General features: G+C 69.1%; 11 protein-coding genes. 9 read left to right on the plus strand and 2 right to left on the minus strand.

What is annotated here, in order from left to right:
- The 4 genes from VBO01S_RS13505 to VBO01S_RS13520 all read left to right on the plus strand — a co-directional run.
- Nucleotides 1–1,437, plus strand: a 1,437-nt coding sequence (locus tag VBO01S_RS13505) for an efflux RND transporter periplasmic adaptor subunit (RefSeq protein ID WP_062474864.1), incomplete at its 5' end; no start/stop codon positions are given.
- Nucleotides 1,434–4,559: an efflux RND transporter permease subunit gene (locus VBO01S_RS13510; protein WP_062474867.1), complete on the plus strand. Its 3,126-nt coding sequence runs from the start codon at nucleotides 1,434–1,436 to the stop codon at nucleotides 4,557–4,559. The genes VBO01S_RS13505 and VBO01S_RS13510, both read left to right, overlap by 4 nt.
- Before the next feature lie 733 nt (nucleotides 4,560–5,292).
- Entirely contained in the window at nucleotides 5,293–8,553 is a 3,261-nt protein-coding gene (locus VBO01S_RS13515; protein ID WP_062474870.1) for an efflux RND transporter permease subunit, read from the plus strand.
- Between the two features lie 11 nt (nucleotides 8,554–8,564).
- Complete coding sequence (locus tag VBO01S_RS13520) at nucleotides 8,565–10,064, plus strand: efflux transporter outer membrane subunit (protein WP_062474970.1); 1,500 nt, start codon at nucleotides 8,565–8,567, stop codon at nucleotides 10,062–10,064.
- A 131-nt stretch (nucleotides 10,065–10,195) separates the two neighbouring features.
- On the opposite strand, the gene VBO01S_RS13525 is transcribed toward VBO01S_RS13520, so the two are convergent.
- Entirely contained in the window at nucleotides 10,196–10,561 is a 366-nt protein-coding gene (locus VBO01S_RS13525) for an SPW repeat protein (RefSeq protein ID WP_062474873.1), read from the minus strand.
- Nucleotides 10,562–10,730: 169 nt separating this feature from the next.
- Between VBO01S_RS13525 and VBO01S_RS13530 the strand changes: the two genes are divergently transcribed.
- The 4 genes from VBO01S_RS13530 to VBO01S_RS13545 all read left to right on the plus strand — a co-directional run bounded on the left by VBO01S_RS13530 (nucleotide 10,731) and on the right by VBO01S_RS13545 (nucleotide 15,039).
- Nucleotides 10,731–11,315, plus strand: coding sequence for a TetR/AcrR family transcriptional regulator (locus VBO01S_RS13530; RefSeq protein WP_062474880.1), 585 nt, complete (start codon nucleotides 10,731–10,733; stop codon nucleotides 11,313–11,315).
- 55 nt (nucleotides 11,316–11,370) lie between these two features.
- Entirely contained in the window at nucleotides 11,371–13,650 is a 2,280-nt protein-coding gene (locus VBO01S_RS13535; protein ID WP_062474883.1) for a xanthine dehydrogenase family protein molybdopterin-binding subunit, read from the plus strand.
- A 28-nt stretch (nucleotides 13,651–13,678) separates the two neighbouring features.
- Nucleotides 13,679–14,143, plus strand: coding sequence for a (2Fe-2S)-binding protein (locus tag VBO01S_RS13540; protein ID WP_062474886.1), 465 nt, complete (start codon nucleotides 13,679–13,681; stop codon nucleotides 14,141–14,143).
- Nucleotides 14,144–14,346: 203 nt separating this feature from the next.
- Nucleotides 14,347–15,039, plus strand: coding sequence for a GntR family transcriptional regulator (locus VBO01S_RS13545; protein WP_062474889.1), 693 nt, complete (start codon nucleotides 14,347–14,349; stop codon nucleotides 15,037–15,039).
- A gap of 9 nt (nucleotides 15,040–15,048) precedes the next feature.
- Here the strand turns inward: VBO01S_RS13545 and VBO01S_RS13550 are convergent, their stop codons facing one another.
- Nucleotides 15,049–15,915, minus strand: a complete 867-nt coding sequence (locus tag VBO01S_RS13550) for a MurR/RpiR family transcriptional regulator (RefSeq protein WP_062474897.1) — start codon at nucleotides 15,913–15,915, stop codon at nucleotides 15,049–15,051.
- Between the two features lie 203 nt (nucleotides 15,916–16,118).
- On the opposite strand from VBO01S_RS13550, the gene VBO01S_RS13555 reads away from it, so the two are divergent.
- Entirely contained in the window at nucleotides 16,119–17,441 is a 1,323-nt protein-coding gene (locus tag VBO01S_RS13555; RefSeq protein ID WP_062474900.1) for an aspartate aminotransferase family protein, read from the plus strand.

A 17,441-nucleotide genomic window follows, 5' to 3' on the forward strand; every position in this document is an offset into this window, starting at 1 on the left:
GGAGGCCCGGCCTCCAGCACCGTCGGCACCGCCGTCGCGCGGCAGGCCGACATCCCGGTGCAGCTCGAAGCGCTGGGCACGGTCACGCCGCTGGCCAACGTGACCGTGCAGCCGCAGGTGTCGGGCGTGCTCACGGCCGTGCTGTTCAAGGAAGGCCAGATGGTCAAGAAGGGCGACGTGCTCGCCACCATCGACCCGCAGCCCTTCGAGAACGCGCTGGCGCAGGCCGCCGGCGCGCGCCAGCGCGACGAGGCCCAGCTGGCCGCGGCGCGTGTCACGCTGCAGCGCTACCAGACGCTGCTCGGGCAGGACTCCATCGCTCGCCAGGACGTCGACACCCAGGCCGCGCTGGTCAAGCAGCTCGAAGGCACCGTGGCCATCGACCGCGCCAACGAGAACACCGCCAAGCTCAACCTGGCCTGGAGCCGCATCACGGCGCCGGTGAGCGGACGCATCGGCCTGCGGCCGGTGGACGCGGGCAACTACATCTCGACCGGCAGCACCGGCGGCGTGGCCACCATCACGCAGATCGCGCCCATCGACGTCGAGTTCGCCATTCCGCAAGACCGCGTGCCCGAGGTGCAGGAGCGGCTGGGCCAGGGCGCCACGCTCGCCACCACCGCCTTCGACCGCACGCGCACGCGCCGGCTGGCCGACGGCAGCTTCTCCACGCTCGACAACATGGTCGACACGCAGACCGGCACCGTGAAGGCCAAGGCGCGCTTCACCAACGCCGACGGCGCGCTGTTCCCGAACCAGTTCGTCAACCTGCGGCTGCTGCTGCGCACCGTGAGCAGCGCGGTGGTGGTGCCGGTCACGGCGCTGCGCCACGGCCCGAACGGCGACTACGTGTACGTGGTGACGGCCGAGAACACGGCCTCGCAGCGGCCGGTGACGCGCGGCGAATCGAGCGTCGATTTCGCTTCCATCACCAAGGGCCTGCAGCCCGGCGAAACCGTGGTCACCGAAGGCGGCGACCGCCTGAAGGACGGCGCGCGCGTGCAGACCACGGTCGACCGGCCGGCCGGTGCGGCCTCCGGGGCGGCAGCGCCGGGCGGACGGCGTGGGGGACGTCGGCAGGAAGGTGGCGGTGGTGCGCAGGGCGGCGGTGCTCGTCCCGCCGAAGCGGCGGCACCGGCTTCGCCATCGCAGGCACCGGCTGCACCTGCCGCCGGAACGGCTGCGCCGGCTGCAGCGCCAGCGGCAGCAACGCCTGCACCTGCAGCCACACCCGCCAAGCTCCCTACTGCCGAGCAGCGCCAGCGCATGCTCGACGCGGCCAAGGACGATCCCGAACAGCTCGAACGCCGCAAGCGTTTCCTCGAAGCCCTCGACCGCGGCGAACCGGCCGCGCTGGAGCGCTGGCAGCGCATGGCCGAGCGCGGTGGCGCCGGTGGCAGCGGCGAACGCGGCGGTGAGGGACGGCGCAGCCCATGAGCCCCTCGCGCCCGTTCATCCTGCGGCCGGTCGCCACCTCGCTGCTGATGCTGGCCATCGTGCTGGCCGGCCTGGTGGCGTTCCGCTTCCTGCCGCTGGCGGCGCTGCCGCAGGTCGACTACCCGACCATCCAGGTCCAGACGCTCTACCCCGGGGCCAGCCCCGAGGTCATGAGCAACACCGTCACCGCGCCGCTGGAGCGCCAGTTCGGCCAGATGTCGGGCCTGGACCGCATGAGCTCGACCAGCGCGGCGGGCGTGTCGATCATCACGCTGCAGTTCTCGCTGGGCCAGACGCTCGACGTCGCCGAGCAGGAAGTGCAGGCCGCCATCAACGCCGGCGGCTCGCTGCTGCCGGCCGACCTGCCCGCGCCGCCGGTGTACGCCAAGGTCAACCCGGCCGACGCGCCGGTGCTCACGCTGGCCATCACCTCCGACACGCTGCCGCTCACCGAGGTGCAGAACCTCGTGAACACCCGGCTCGCGCAGAAGATCAGCCAGGTCTCGGGCGTGGGCCTCGTGTCGCTCAGCGGCGGGCAGCGCCCGGCCGTGCGCATCCAGGCCAACACGCAGGCGCTGGCGGCCAACGGCATCGGGCTGGATTCGCTGCGCACGGCCATCAGCGCGGCCAACTCCAACGGCGCCAAGGGCAGCTTCGACGGCCCCAAGCGCGCCTACACCATCAACTCGAACGACCAGCTGCTCACGGTCGACGACTACAAGAACCTCATCGTCAGCTACAAGAACGGCGCGCCGATCCGCATGGTCGACGTGGCGCGCGTGGTCAACAGCGCCGAGAACACACAGCTCGGCGCCTGGGCCGGGCGCAAGGTCGACGGGCAGGTGCAGCTCACGCCGGCCATCATCCTGAACGTGCAGCGCCAGCCCGGCGCCAACGTGATCGCCACCGTCAACGCCATCAAGAAGCAGCTGCCCGAGCTGCAGGCCGGCATGCCCGCGGGCCTGCAGGTCGAGGTGCTGAGCGACCGCACCGCCGGCATCCGCTCGTCGGTGCAGCACGTCGAGATGGAACTGGTGCTGGCCGTGGTGCTCGTGGTGCTGGTGATCTTCGCCTTCCTGGGCAGCCTGCGCGCCACCGTCATCGCCAGCATCGCCGTGCCGATCTCGCTGATCGGCAGCTTCGGCCTGATGTACCTGCTGGGCTACAGCCTGAACAACCTGAGCCTGATGGCGCTGACCATCGCCACCGGCTTCGTGGTGGACGACGCGATCGTCATGATCGAGAACATCGCGCGCTACATCGAGGAGGGCGAGAAGCCCCTGCAGGCCGCGTTCAAGGGCGCGGCGCAGATCGGCTTCACCATCATTTCGCTGACCGTGTCGCTCATCGCCGTGCTGATCCCGCTGCTGTTCATGGGCGACGTGGTGGGCCGCCTGTTCCGCGAGTTCGCCGTGACGCTGGCGATCACCATCCTGATCTCGGGCGTGGTCTCGCTCACGCTGGTGCCGATGATGTCGGCGCGCTGGCTCAAGCACGAGCCGAAGAAAGACGCATCGGGCACCGGCTTCGGCGCGCGCGCCCAGCGTTTCTTCGACGGTGTGATGGTGCGCTACGACCGCTCGCTGCACTGGGTGATCGCGCACCAGCCGCTCACGCTGCTGGTGGCGCTGCTCACGCTGGTGCTGACCGTGCTGCTGTACCTCACGATCCCCAAGGGTTTGTTCCCCACGCAGGACACCGGCCAGCTGCAGGCCCGCGTGCAGGCCGCGCAAGACGTGTCCTTCGACCGCATGGCGCAGCTGCAGCAGCAGGCCGCGCGCGCCATCCTCGAAGACCATGACGTCGAGAACCTCAGCTCCTTCGTCGGCGTGGACGCGGCCAACAACACGATGCTGCACACCGGCAGCATGCTCATCAACCTGACCAAGAGCCACGACAACCAGCAGGAGGTGATGGAGCGCCTGCGCGATCGCGTGCGGCAGGTGGCCGGTCTCACGCTGTACCTGCAACCCACGCAGGACCTGACCATCGACGCCGAGACCGGGCCGACCGAGTACCGCGTGTCGCTCGAAGGCGTGAACAGTGCGCTGGTCACCGAGTGGATGCAGAAGCTCGTGGCGAAGCTGCAGGAATCGGACAAGGTGCGCAACGTGAGCAGCGATGCCGGTGCGCAGGGGCTGGCGGCGTATGTGAACGTGAACCGCGACACGGCGTCGCGGCTGTCGATCACTGCGAGTTCGGTGGATGACGCGCTGTACAGCGCCTTCGGGCAGCGCATCGTGTCGACGATCTTCACGGAGACGAATCAGTACCGCGTGATCCTGGAAGCGCAGCCGGGCATGGTGAATACGCCGCAGACGCTGGGGCAGTTGAACCTCATTGCGGGGTCGGGCACGGCGACGCCGTTGTCGGCGTTTGCGGAGATCAGCGAGCGGCAGGCGCCGTTGCAGATCACGCACGTGGCGCAGTACCCGGCGAGTACGTTGAACTTCGATACGGCGCCGGGGGTGTCACTGGGTGGGTCGGTTGCCGCGATTCGTGCGGCTGCGAAAGAGATCGGGTTGCCTAGCAGTGTGACGATGACTTTTCTGGGGGCTTCTGGGGCTTATGAGAAGTCTTTGTCGAATCAGCTGTGGTTGATTTTGGCGGCGGTGGTTTGTGTGTACATCGTTCTTGGGGTGCTGTACGAGAGCTATGTGCATCCGTTGACGATCTTGTCTACGTTGCCTTCTGCCGGGGTTGGGGCTTTGCTTGCCTTGATGCTGACTGGCAATGACCTGGGGGTGATCGGGATCATCGGGATCATCCTGCTGATCGGCATCGTGAAGAAGAACGCGATCATGATGATCGACTTTGCTATCGATGCTGAACGGACTCAAGGGAAGTCGGCTCGGGAGGCGATTCATCAGGCTGCGTTGTTGCGGTTTCGGCCGATCTTGATGACTACGTTGGCGGCTTTGTTTGCTGCTGTGCCCTTGATGTTCAGTTTTGGGGATGGGGCTGAGTTGCGACGTCCTCTTGGGATTGCGATCTTTGGGGGGTTGATCGTTAGTCAGATGCTGACCTTGTTCACTACGCCTGTTATTTATCTGGCGTTTGATCGGTTGGGTGGGGGGAGTGCTCGGGCTTCTTCTTCGGAGCTTGAGGAGGAGGCGGCTTGATCTGTCTGTACTCCTGCTGCTTGTTTGCTTCCCGGGGCCGGGAGTTCCGCCCGGCGGCGGACTTACTTTCTTTTGCTTCGCCAAAAGAAAGTAAGCAAAGAAAAGGCGACCCCACTGTCTGCGACCCCTGCGCTTCGCTACGGGGCAACCTGCGGTGCTCACGTTTCGCGGGGTCTCGCAGAACTCGCTTCGCTCAAACAGCTGCGAGCCCTGATCCGCGAAACGCTCCGCTCCTCGGCGCAGCCAGAGGGGAGGGGAGCTTCGGGCCGTCGCTTCGCTCGGCCATGCAGTACCAACAGCCGAATCCAATGCGCATGCGCGCGGCTTCGCCTGCGCGCGGCTCCTTGCCAACAGCAAGGGCAATGCAAACGCCAACGGCGACACCAGCACCAGCGCCAGCGCCAGCGCACCAACCACTCCCAGCCGCAGCAGGCGCAAAGCGCCTGCTGCGGCCCACTGGCCGAGCGAAGCGATGGCCCGTAGGTATCCCAACCCCTTCTGTATGCGCCGAGGAGCGCAGCGTTTCGCGGATCAGGGCTCGCCCTTGTTTGAGCGAAGCGAGTTTGGGCGAGACCCCGCGAAACGCGAGCACCGCAGGTTGCCCGAAGCGAAGCGTAGGGACGCAGACAGCAGGGTCGCCTTTCTTTTGCCTACGTTTCTTTGGCGAAGCAAAGAAAAGTAGGTCGCCTGCCGGGGCGAGACCCGGCCTCGGAACCCAAAAGAAGGCACTGCGATGAACCTGTCGCGCCCCTTCGTCCGCCGCCCCATAGGCACAGTCCTCCTAACCATAGGCATCGCCCTGGCAGGAATTGCAGCGTTCTTCGTCCTCCCAGTCTCCCCCCTCCCTCAGGTCGACTACCCAGTCATCTCGGTAAGAGCCTCGATCCCGGGAGCAAGCCCAGAGACGATGGCAACCAGCGTCGCGACGCCACTGGAAAGACACCTGGGAACCATCGCAGGCGTCAACGAAATGACGTCCACCAGCTCCGTAGGCTCCTCCCGCGTCACGCTGCAATTCGACCTCAGCCGCAACATCGACGGCGCCGCAAGAGAAGTCCAGGCCGCCATCAACGCCAGCCGCGTAGACCTGCCAGCGACATTAAGAAGCAACCCGACCTACCGCAAAGCCAACCCAGCCGCCTCCCCAGTCATCATCCTGGCCCTCACGTCCAAAACAAAGACCCCAGGCCAGATCTACGACGCCGTCTCCAACATCGTCAGCCAGCGCTTGTCGCAAGTAGACGGCGTAGGCGACGTAGAGATCGGCGGCGGCTCGCTCCCCGCGGTACGCATCGAACTGCTCCCCTTCGCCCTCAACCGCTACGGCATCAGCACCGAAGACGTGCGCGCCGCCATCCAGGCGTCGAATGCGAACCGTCCCAAGGGCATGGTCCAGGGCGAAGGCCGCAAGCTGCAGATCTACACCCAGACCCCGGCGCTGCGCGCGAGCGACTACGCCTCGATGGTCGTGGCCTGGCGCAACGGCGCGGCGGTGCGGCTGCGCGAGGTGGCCGACGTGATCGACGGCGTGGAAGACACGCGCACGCTGGGCCTGTTCAACGGCGAGCCGGCGATCATCGTGCTGATCACGCGCCAGCCCTCGGCCAACATCATCGAGACCGTCGACAACGTGCGCGCGCTGCTGCCCGAGCTGCAGGCGCAACTGCCGCCGGACGTGACGCTGCAGGTCGCGTCGGACAGCACCAACTCCATCCGCAGCTCGCTGCGCGAGGTGGAGATGACGCTGGTCATCGCGGTGCTGCTGGTGGTGCTGGTGGTCAGCCTCTTCCTGCGCAGCGTGCGCGCGACGGTGGTGCCGGCGGTGGCCACGGTGGTGGCGCTCCTGGGCACGTTCGGGGTGATGCACCTGCTGGGCTTCAGCCTCAACAACCTGAGCCTGATGGCGCTCACGGTGGCCACGGGCTTCGTGGTGGACGACGCCATCGTGGTGCTGGAGAACACCAGCCGCCACATCGAATCGGGCATGTCGCGCATGAAGGCGGCGCTGCTCGGCGCGCAGGAGGTGGGCTTCACGGTGCTGTCGATCAGCGTGTCGCTGGTGGCGGTATTCATTCCGCTGCTGTTCATGGGCGGGCAGGTGGGGCGGCTGTTCCGCGAGTTCGCGGTCACGCTGTCGGCGGCGGTGCTGATCTCGCTGGTGATCTCGCTCACCACCACGCCGATGATGTGCGCGTGGATGCTCAAGCCCGGCGGCGAGCACGACAAGAACAAGCCGCAAGGCCGCTTCGGCCGCGCCGCGGCGCGCAGCTACGACTGGATGCTCAAGCGCTACGAGAGCGCACTCGACTGGGCGCTGGACAGCAAGGCGATCGTCATGGTCGTGCTGCTGGCGGTGGTGGGGCTCAATGTCTACCTGTTCAGCGCGGCGCCCAAGGGCTTCTTCCCGCAGCAGGACAGCGGCCAGCTCAACGGCGGCCTGCGCGCCGACCAGAGCATTTCGTCGCAGGCCATGGGCGCCAAGCTGCGCGAGGTGGTCGACATCATCCGCAAGGACGAGGCGGTCGACACCGTGGTGGGCTTCACAGGCGGCGGGCGCGCGGGCGGCGGCTTCATGTTCGTCAACCTGAAGCCGGCCAGCCAGCGCAAGGACAGCGGCCTGGCGGTGATCGCGCGGCTGCGCCCGCAGCTGGCGCAGGTGACGGGGCTGCGCGTGTTCCTCGGCCCGGTGCAGGACGTGCGCTCGGGCGGACGCTCCAGCAACTCCACTTACCAGTACACGCTCAAGAGCGACAGCCTGTCCGATCTGCGCACCTGGGCCGTGAAGCTGGCCGACGAGATGAAGCAGCAGCCCACGCTGACCGACATCGACACCGACCAGGACCAGAACGGCGTGGAGACGGTGGCCAAGGTCGACCGCGACAGCGCGCGGCGGCTCGGCCTGACCTCCACCGCCATCGACAACGCGCTGTACAACGCCTTCGGCCAGCGGCAGGTGGCCACCATCTACACCGAGCTCAACCAGTACCACGTGGTGATGGAATGGGCGCCGGGCTACACGCGCAGCCCGAACGCGCTGCGCGACGTGTACGTGCCGGCCACGAAGACCTCGGTGGTGGCGGGGCAGGCGGTGACCACGCAGGTGGCGGCCACGACGTCCACGGGTGGCACGACGGCCTCTGCCAGCGCCGCCGCCGCGACGGTGCCGGTGTCGGCCAACGCCGGCTCGCGCAACGCCTCGACCGGCAACGTGCTGAGCAACACGGCCACCGCGCTGGTGCCGCTGTCGGCAGTGGCGAAGTTCGAGGAGCAGTCGGTGGCCACGTCGGTGAGCCATGAAGACGGCGAGCTCGCCACCACCATCTCGTTCAACCTGGCCGAGGGCGCCAACCTCGGTGACGCGCGCGAGGCCATCGCCAAGGCCGAGGCCAACATCGCCATGCCGACCAACGTGCGCGGCGCCTTTGCCGGCACCGCGCTGAGCGCGCAGCAGTCGCAGGGGCAGCAGGCGATGCTGATCGTGGCGGCGCTGGTGGTGATCTACATCGTGCTGGGCATCCTGTACGAGAGCCTGGTGCATCCGGTGACGGTGCTCTCGACGCTGCCCTCGGCCGGCGTGGGCGCGGTGCTGGCGCTCTTGATGTTCCGCATGGAGTTTTCCATCATCGCGTTGATCGGCGTGTTCCTGCTGATCGGCATCGTGAAGAAGAACGCCATCCTGATCATCGACTTCGCGCTGGAGGCCGAGCGCTCGCGCGGCCTGAGCCCGCTCGAGGCGGTGCGCGAGGCCTGCCTGCTGCGCTTCCGCCCCATCCTGATGACCACGCTGGCCGCCGCGCTCGGCGCGCTGCCGCTGGCCATCGGCTTCGGCGAGGGCGCCGAGCTGCGCCGGCCGCTGGGCGTGGCGATCATCGGCGGGCTCATCGCGAGCCAGCTGCTGACGCTGCTCACCACGCCGGTGGTGTACCTGCTGCTGGACAAGCTGCGCCGCCGCGGCAAGAACGAACACGCGCTGAGCCGCGCCCCGGCCGTCTGAGACCCATGACCATGAATGCCTCCCTTTCTTCTATCGGCCCTTCACGCCGTTTCTTCGCGCTGAGCACGCTCGCGCTGGCCGCCGTGCTCGCCGGCTGCGCCGTGGGCCCGGCCTACAAGGTGCCCGAGTCGGCGGTATCCGCCGGCTGGAAGGAACAGCCCGCCGCCGACGGCTGGCTGCCCGCCGCGCCGGCCGACGCGCTCGATCGTGGCGAGTGGTGGAAGCTCTTCGGCGACGTCACGCTCGACGAACTCGCGGCGCGCGTGCAGGTGTCGAACCAGAACATCGCCGCCGCCGTCGCCAACTACACGCAAGCGCAGGCACTGGTGCGCGAGCAGCGCGCGGGGCTGTTCCCGTCGGTGTCCTTCGACGGCAGCGGCAAGCGCTCGGGCACGGTGGGCGGCAACGCCTCGGCCAGCCCGTCGAACACCTTCGGCGCCACGCTGGGCGCGAGCTGGACGCCCGACGTGTGGGGCCGCCTGCGCGAGGCCGTGAACAGCGCGCAGGCCAACGCCCAGGCCAGCGAGGCCGACCTGGCCTCGGCGCGGCTGTCGGCCGTCGGCGACCTGGCCACCAACTACTTCTCGCTGCGCGAGGCCGACGCCGAGATCGTGCTGCTCGACGAAACCATCCTCGGCTACCAGCGCGCGTTCGAGATCACGAGCAACCGCTACGCCGCCGGCATTGCCGCGCAGACCGACGTGCTGCAGGCGCAGACGCAACTGGTGAACGCCAAGGCCGACCGCGTGGGCCTGCAGCGCACGCGCGCCACGCTGGAGCACGCCATCGCGATGCTGGTGGGCGTGGCGCCGGCCGACTTCAGCCTGCCGCCCGCGCGCTGGACGCCCACGGTGCCCGGCGTGCCGACCGGCGTGCCCTCGACGCTGCTGCAGCGCCGGCCCGACATCGCGGCGGCGGAGCGCGCGGTGGCCGCGGCCAATGCGCAGATCGGCGTGGCGCGCTCGGCCTACTACCCGAACATTTCGCTCACGGCCTCGGTCGGCAGCAATGCCAGCCGCGTGAGAGACCTCTTCGGCGCGGCCAACACGCTGTGGGGGCTGGGCCTGTCGGTGGCGCAGGTGGTGTTCGATGCGGGCGCCATCAGCGCCAGCGTCGATGCCGCCAAGGCCGGCCACGAGGCCAGCGTGGCGCGCTACCGGCAGACCGTGCTGGCCGCGTTCCAGGCCGTGGAAGACCAACTGACCACCGGCGCCACGCTGGCGCAGCAGGAAGGCTTGCGCCGCGAGGCCACGGCAGCGGCCGACAAGACCGAGCAGCAACTGCTCAACCGGTATCGCGCGGGGCAGGTGAGCTACACCGATGTGGTGCAGGCGCAGGCCGCCGCACTGAGCGCGCGGCGCGCGCTCGTGCAGCTTCAGGTCAATCGCCAGGCCGCGGCAATCGCGCTGATCCAGGCCATGGGCGGCGGTTGGCAGGCCGACTGGATGGGGGCGACCCGTCCGGCCGGCAACAGCACTTCAAACAACAGCGCCGCTTCCCGCACACCGTAAGGGGCGGGTGTTGCGGGCGGGCATGGGAACCTGCCTGGCCCGTCGGCCCGACCGGCGCGAACACCGGATCGGGCGTCGTCGCTTCGCGGCGGTGGTCACCGCTCGGCGCTCACAGGATCGCTCTCTCCCCATCAGTGCGCTGGTCGGTCGAGGGCCTCGCCCAGGTAGTCCTTGTCTGTCACCAGGACCCAGAGGGCGAGCACCATGATCACCGCAGCCACGAGGACTGCATTGACCAGCGCCGGCTCGACCATGCGGAAGTCGAGCAACCAGGGCGACACCGCCAGCCAGGCTGCCAGCGCCACTTCGGTCCACTCTTCCCACTGGTGCGGCACGAAGGTCGCGCCCAAGGCCACGGCGCCCAGCACGATGCCGGTCGCCACCATGGTCCACATGGCGAGCGAATTGCCCTGAAAGCCCAGTACCCATGGCGAGACGATCAGCCACACGCCGGCGACGGCGTTGACGGGGTCCTGCCAATGCTTCACATGCTTCATGGTCGTACCTCCTGTCGCAGCACGACGCCACGACTCTGGTTGGACTGCCGCGCCGCGCCGTGGTTCCGCCATGCGGCATGGCGCGGGCCGCGCGGGGCTTGCGGATCGGCGCCGCCTTCCTATACTTGAGTGCGCACTCAACTAAACGAACGATGGAGACCGTCGACGCATGGCCAGGCCCCGCAGCGCAGACAAGCACAACGCCATCCTCGAGGCGGCGCTGGTCGAGTTCGGCCGGCGCGGCGTGTGGGCCACTCCGACCTCGGCGATCTCGCGCACCGCGGGCGTGGCCGAGGGCACGCTGTTCACCTACTTCGCGAGCAAGGCGCTGCTGACCGACGCGCTGTACCGCGCGCTGAAGACCGAGCTGGCCGGCGTGATGCTGGCCGACTGGCCCGAGGCCGCCGATCCGCGCACCCAGTTCCGCCACATCTGGGACCGCTACGTGCGCTGGGGCGTGGCGCACCCCGGCAAGCTGCGCGTGCTGGCGCAGCTCAAGGTGTCCGACGAACTGAGCGACGAGAGCCGCGCCGCCGGCATGGCGCCGTTCGCGCGCCTGGAAGCGGTGGCGCAGGAGTGCATGCGGCGCGGGCTGGTCGTCGAGCGACCGATGGAATTCCTGGGCGCGATGCTCACGGCGATGGCCGAGACCACGGTCGGCTACATCGCACAGGCGGGCGACGCCGCGCCGGCCTTCGACTACGCCGAAGCCGGCTTCGATATCTTCTGGCAAGGCATCGCCGTGCCGCCCTGACGACGACCCCACCTCCCGCACGAACGACAAGACCCCACCGAAGAAAGATCACGCCATGCCCACACTCAAACGCCGCCACTTCGTGCTCGGCACCCTCGGCGCCGCCGGCGCCCTGGTCGTCGGCTGGGCCGCCACGCCGGCGGCTTCGCGCCTCGTGCCCGGCGCGCCGCTGCCGGTGGGCAACGGGCAGGTCGCGCTCAACGGCTGGGTCAAGGTGGGCAGCGACGACACCGTCACGCTGGTGATGACGCAATCGGAAATGGGGCAGGGCACGCACACCGGCCTGGCGATGCTGCTGGCCGAAGAAATGGACGCCGCGGTGTCGCAGGTGCGGCTCGAGCAGGCCGGCTTCGACGCCATCTACAACAACCAGGCCATGATCCTCGACGCGCTGCCCTTCAAGCCCGGCGACGAGGGCTTCGGCAAGCGCGCGGCGCACCAGGTCGTGGGCAAGCTGCTGCGCACGATCCCGGAGCTCTCGGGCACGGGCGGCTCGTCGAGCGTCACCGACCAGTGGGGCCCGGTGCGCGAGGCCGGCGCCTCGGCGCGGCTCATGCTGGTGGGCGCGGCGGCGGCGCAGTGGCAGGTGCCCGCCAGCGAATGCCGCACCGAGGCCGGCCGCGTGCTGCACCCGGCCTCCAACCGCAGCGCGCGCTTCGGCGAACTCGCGGCAAAGGCCGCGCAGCAGCCGCTGCCCACGGCGGTGAAGCTCAAGGCGCAAGCCGACTTCCGCGTCATCGGCCAGCCGCAGCGGCGCATCGACAACGCCGGCAAGCTCAATGGCACCGCCACCTACGGCATCGACGTGCTGCCGCCGGGCCTGCTGTACGCCAGCATCGCCATGTGCCCGACGCTGGCCGGCCGCGTCGCGCGCTTCGATGCGAAAGCGGCCGAGGCGCTGCCCGGCGTGCGCAAGGTGATGGCGCTGGAACCGGTGGCCGCGAGCCTCGTGGGCACCGGCAGCACGGCGGGCGGTGTGGCCGTGATCGCCGACACGCCGTACCACGCGATGCGCGCGCTGAAGCAGGTCGACATCGACTGGGACCACGGCCCGGCCGCGAGCCTGTCGAGCGCCGAGATGATCGACCGCCTCGCGCGCACGCTCGACGCCGACGCGGGCAACGCGCGCCTCGATACCGGCGGCGTGGCGGCGGCGCTGAAGTCCGCCGCGCGCACGATCGAGGTCGAGTACCGCGTGCCCTTCCTGGCGCACGCCACCATGGAGCCGATGAACTGCACCGTGCAGTTCAAGGACGGCGCCGCCACCGTCTGGGCGCCCACGCAGGCGCCGGGCTTCGCGCGCGCCGCGGTCGCCAAGGCGCTGGGCATCGACGCGGACAAGGTCACGCTGCACGTGACCTACCTGGGCGGCGGCTTCGGGCGGCGCTACTTCATCGACTTCCTGGTGCAGGCCGCGCAGCTCGCGCGCGAGGCCGGCGGCGCGCCGGTGCAACTGATCTGGTCGCGCGAGGAAGACATGACGCACGACTTCTACCGCCCCGCCTACGTGGCGCTGTGCAAGGCCGGCTTCGACGCGGCGGGCGCGCTGGTCGCGTGGCAGACCACCAGCGCCGGCTCCAGCCTGGGTGCGCCGTCGTTCATGGACAACTCGACCGACGGCGCCTGGAACACCGCCTACGACTTCCCGCAGGCCCGCGTGGCGCACGTGCCGGTCGAATCGGCCGTCACCACCGGCATCTGGCGCTCGGTGGCGCATTCGCAGAACGGCTTCTTCGTCGAGAGCTTCATCGACGAATGCGCCGTGGCTGCCGGCAAGGACCCGGTGGCTTTCCGCGCCGGCCTGCTTGCCAAGGACGCGCGCCACCTGGCGGTGCTGAAGCGTGTGGCCGAACTCTCGAAGTGGGGCGAGCCGCTGGCCGACGGACCCGACGGCACGAAGCGCGCGCGCGGCGTGGCCATCCACCGCGCCTTCGGCAGCATCGTGGCGCAGGTGGCCGAGGTGTCGGTGACGCCCGAGCGGCAGATCCGCGTGCACCGCGTGGTGTGCGTGATCGACTGCGGCCTGCCGGTGAACCCGAACCTGATCCGCCAGCAGATGGAAGGCGGCATCGTGTTCGGCCTGTCGGCCGCGCTGCGCGGCGAGATCACCGTGGCGCGCGGCCAGGTGCAGCAGAGCAACTTCCACGACTACACGCCGCTGCGCATCGACGAGTGCCCGGCCATCGAGGTCGACATCCTCGCCGGCACCGGCGCCGAGGTGCCGCCTGGCGGTGTGGGCGAGCCGGGCACGCCGCCCATCGCGCCCGCCGTGGCCAACGCCGTGTTCGCGCTGACCGGCCAGCGCCTGCGCAGCCTGCCTCTGCGGCTGGCCTGATCTCCCGGAACAGCAAGAAAGACACCCCATGACCACCACCACGCTGAAGATCAACGGCCAGACCGCCACCGTGAGCGCCGAGCCCGACACCCCGCTGCTGTGGGTGCTGCGCGGCGAAATGAAGCTCGTCGGCACCAAGTTCGGCTGCGGCAAGGCGCTGTGCGGCGCCTGCACCGTGCACCTTGACGGCCAGGCCGTGCGCTCCTGCGTCACCCCGCTGGAGGCCGTGGCCGGGCGCGAAGTCACCACCATCGAGGGCCTGAAGGGCCGGGAGGCCGACGCCCTGCGCGCGGCCTGGACCGAGGTCGACGTGGTGCAGTGCGGCTATTGCCAGAGCGGCCAGCTCATGTCGGCCTGCGCGCTGCTCAAAGCCACGCCCAAACCCAGCGACGACCAGGTCTCGGACGCCATGCGCGGCAACATTTGCCGCTGCGGCACCTACCCCCGGATTCGCGCCGCGATCCACCTGGCGGCAGAAACAGCGGGGCGGTAACGCAGAAACCGGGGTGGTTGTTTACAGAAGTTAATAATTTTTCCGTAATTCTCGAAAAAGTCGCCAGAACGGTATTTTTACGGAAATTGGGGATATGAAGCTTCGATACGCCGCCGTACCATCCGCGCGGCCCGCTTCCGGCCGCCCCCTGTTTCCGACTTTCGATGACCCCCCCAGATCCCTCGCGGACGCGCGTTCTGTCCGTGGCCGACACGCTGCGCACCCGCATCTTCGACGGTGCGATCGCCCCCGGCGCCCACCTGATGGAGATTTCGCTCGCCAATGAGCTTGGCGTGTCGCGCACCCCTGTGCGCGGCGCCATGGCGCGGCTGGCCGACGAGGGGTTGCTGGTCTACCACCCGCAGCGGGGTTTCCAGGTGCGCCGTTTCGACGCCAAGGACGTGTTCGACGCCTTCAGCGTGCGCGCCACGCTCGAAGGCATGGGCTGCCGCCTGCTCAGCGAGCGCGGCCTGGACGACGAGGCGCTGGCCGAACTGACGGCCATGGTCGACGAGCAGCATGCGCTGCTGCACGACAGCGGCGAATGGACCGACGAGCGGGCCGACCTGTGGCAGGACCTGAACCAGGCCTTCCACCACAAACTGCTGTCGCTGGCCGACAACCGCTGGCTCAGCGAGGCCGTGCAGCGCGCCTGCCAGCTGCCGGTGATCTTCGACAGCCGCTCGCGCCCGCACAGGCACGATGCCGCGATGCTGCTGTACCGGCACAGCCAGGCCCTGCAGGCGCTCGAAGAGCACCGCTGCATCGTCGAGGCGCTCGGCCGTCAGGAGGCCTCGGGCGCCGAAACCGCGATGCGCGAGCACATCAATGCCAACCGCGACCTGCTGGTGCTCTACCTGCGTCAGAGCGCCGGCCGCACCCGCGCGCTGGCCTGATTCCGTCTCTCAGCCGCCCCGCGCCACCGGCGCCATGAGGTAGGCCCCCGACTCGAACAGCTGCGCCTCGGCCTGGTCGATGCGCCGGATCACCGGCTTGCCCGCGCGGCTCGCCAGCAGTTCGACCAGCGCTTCCGTCACCGCCACGCCGGCCGCCACCGACGGGAAGAACGAGGGGCTGTGGATGGTGAAGAGCAGCGTCTCGTCCGCCAGCAGCGACAGCGGCGAGGTCACGCTGTCGGTGATCGCCACGATGCGGCAACCGGCCGCCTTCGCGGCCTCGGCCACCTGCAAGGCTTCGCGCGAGTAGGGCGCAAAGCTCGCCACCACCAGCGCGTCGCCCTTGGCGAAGGCGCGCTGCTGCATCTCGAGCGAGCCGCCCTGGCCGTCCACCAGGTGCACGCTGGTGCGAAAGAGCCGGTACACGTACACGAACGAGAACGCGATCGGAAAGCAGGCGCGAAAGCCCGCCGCGTGCACGGCCGGCGCCTTCTCCAGCAGCGCGCAGGCCTTGAGCAGCGCCGGCCCGCTCTGCTGGTGCGTGAGTTCCAGGTTGCGCCGCTGCACCTCGAACATCTCGCCCGCCAGGCCCTGGTCGGCGACGCGACCCACCAACTGCTTGGCGCGCCCGCCGTAGGTCTCGGTGCCCAGGCCCATGTCGGCGGCGAAGGCCTCCTTCAGCTGCGGCCAGCCTTCGAAGCCCAGGTTCTGGGCGAAGCGCACCAGCGTGGCCGGCGTGCTCTGCGCGCGCGTGCCGACGTTGCGCATCGAGCCCGTGACCACTTCGTTCGGATGGTCGAGCACGTAGCGCGCGACCTGCTGCAGGGCAGGGCTCAGGTCGTTGAAGCGTTGGCGGATCAGTTCTTTGGCGTTCATCGAAATACCTTCGTGCTTCGCACTGCGGTGCGAGCTTGCTTGGGGCGGCCCGGCGCAGCGCTCATGGCGGTGTCTCTTTTCGTGCGGTGTCTGGAACGAATGTACCGGAGCAGGGAAATCCCGGGAGTTTACGGAACAAATGTTCCAAACAATAATTCGACCGAAACGTTAGTTCCAGAAACAGGCCCCGCTTTCCTCCCGCCATGACGCACGTCTTCCACCGCCACCTTCGCCAGACCCCGCCCGTTGCCGCCAGCGCGCAGGGCATGTTCATCCGCGACGCCGAAGGGCGCGAATACCTCGACGCCTCGGGCGGCGCGGCCGTGTCCTCGCTCGGCCACGGCCATCCCGAGGTGATGGCCGCCATGCACGCGCAGATCGACACACTGGCCTACGCCCACACCAGCTTCTTCACGAGCGAGGTGGCCGAGCAGCTGGCCGACGAACTGATCGGTTCTGCCCCCGAAGGCATGAGCCACGTGTACCTCGTGAGCGGCGGTTCCGAGGCGGTGGAGTCGGCGCTGAAGATGGCGCGCCAGTACTTCGTGGAAATCGGCCAGCCGCAGCGCACGCAGTTCATCGCGCGCCGCCAGAGCTACCACGGCAACACGCTGGGCGCGCTCGCGGTGGGCGGCAACGCCTGGCGGCGCGAACCCTTCGCGCCCATCCTCGTGCCGGCCACGCACGTCGCGCCGTGCTACCCGTACCGCGAGCAGCGCGAAGGTGAAAGCGCCGAGCAGTACGGCCTGCGCCTGGCGGCCGAGCTCGAAGCGGCCATCGTCGCGCAGGGCGCCGATCGCGTGATCGCCTTCGTGGCCGAGACCGTGGGCGGCGCTACCGCCGGCGTGCTCACGCCGGTGCCGGGCTATTTCAAGGCCGTGCGCGCCGTGTGCGACAAGTACGGCGTGTTGCTGATCCTTGACGAGGTGATGTGCGGCATGGGCCGCACCGGCTCGCTGCATGCCTGCGAGCAGGAGGGCGTGGTGCCCGACCTGATGACCATCGCCAAGGGCCTGGGCGGCGGCTACCAGCCGATCGGCGCGGTGCTGGCGCAGCGCCGCATCGTCGAGGCCATGTCCAAGGGCAGCGGCTTCTTCCAGCACGGCCACACCTACCTGGGTCATCCGATGGCCTGCGCGGCGGCGCTCGCGGTGCAGCAGGTGATCCGCCGTGACGGCCTGGTCGCCAAGGTGCGCGACGACGGCGTTGCCTTCGGCGCGATGCTGGCCGCGGCGCTGGGCGACCACCCGCACGTGGGCGACATCCGCGGGCGCGGCTTCTTCTGGGGCGTCGAGCTGGTGGCCGACCGCGCGAGCAAGCAGCCCTTCGATCCGGCCCTGGCCGTCAACGCGCGCCTCAAGAAGGACGCGATGGCGCGCGGCCTGCTGTGCTACCCCTTCGGCGGCACGGTAGACGGGCGCCAGGGCGACCACGTGCTGCTGGCGCCGCCGTACATCGCGACGCGCGACCACCTGCAGGAAATCGTCGCGCGGCTCGCCGCCTCAGTCGACGCGGTCACGCGCTGA

This window comes from Variovorax boronicumulans NBRC 103145, from assembly GCF_001591345.1.
GTDB lineage: Bacteria > Pseudomonadota > Gammaproteobacteria > Burkholderiales > Burkholderiaceae_C > Variovorax > Variovorax boronicumulans.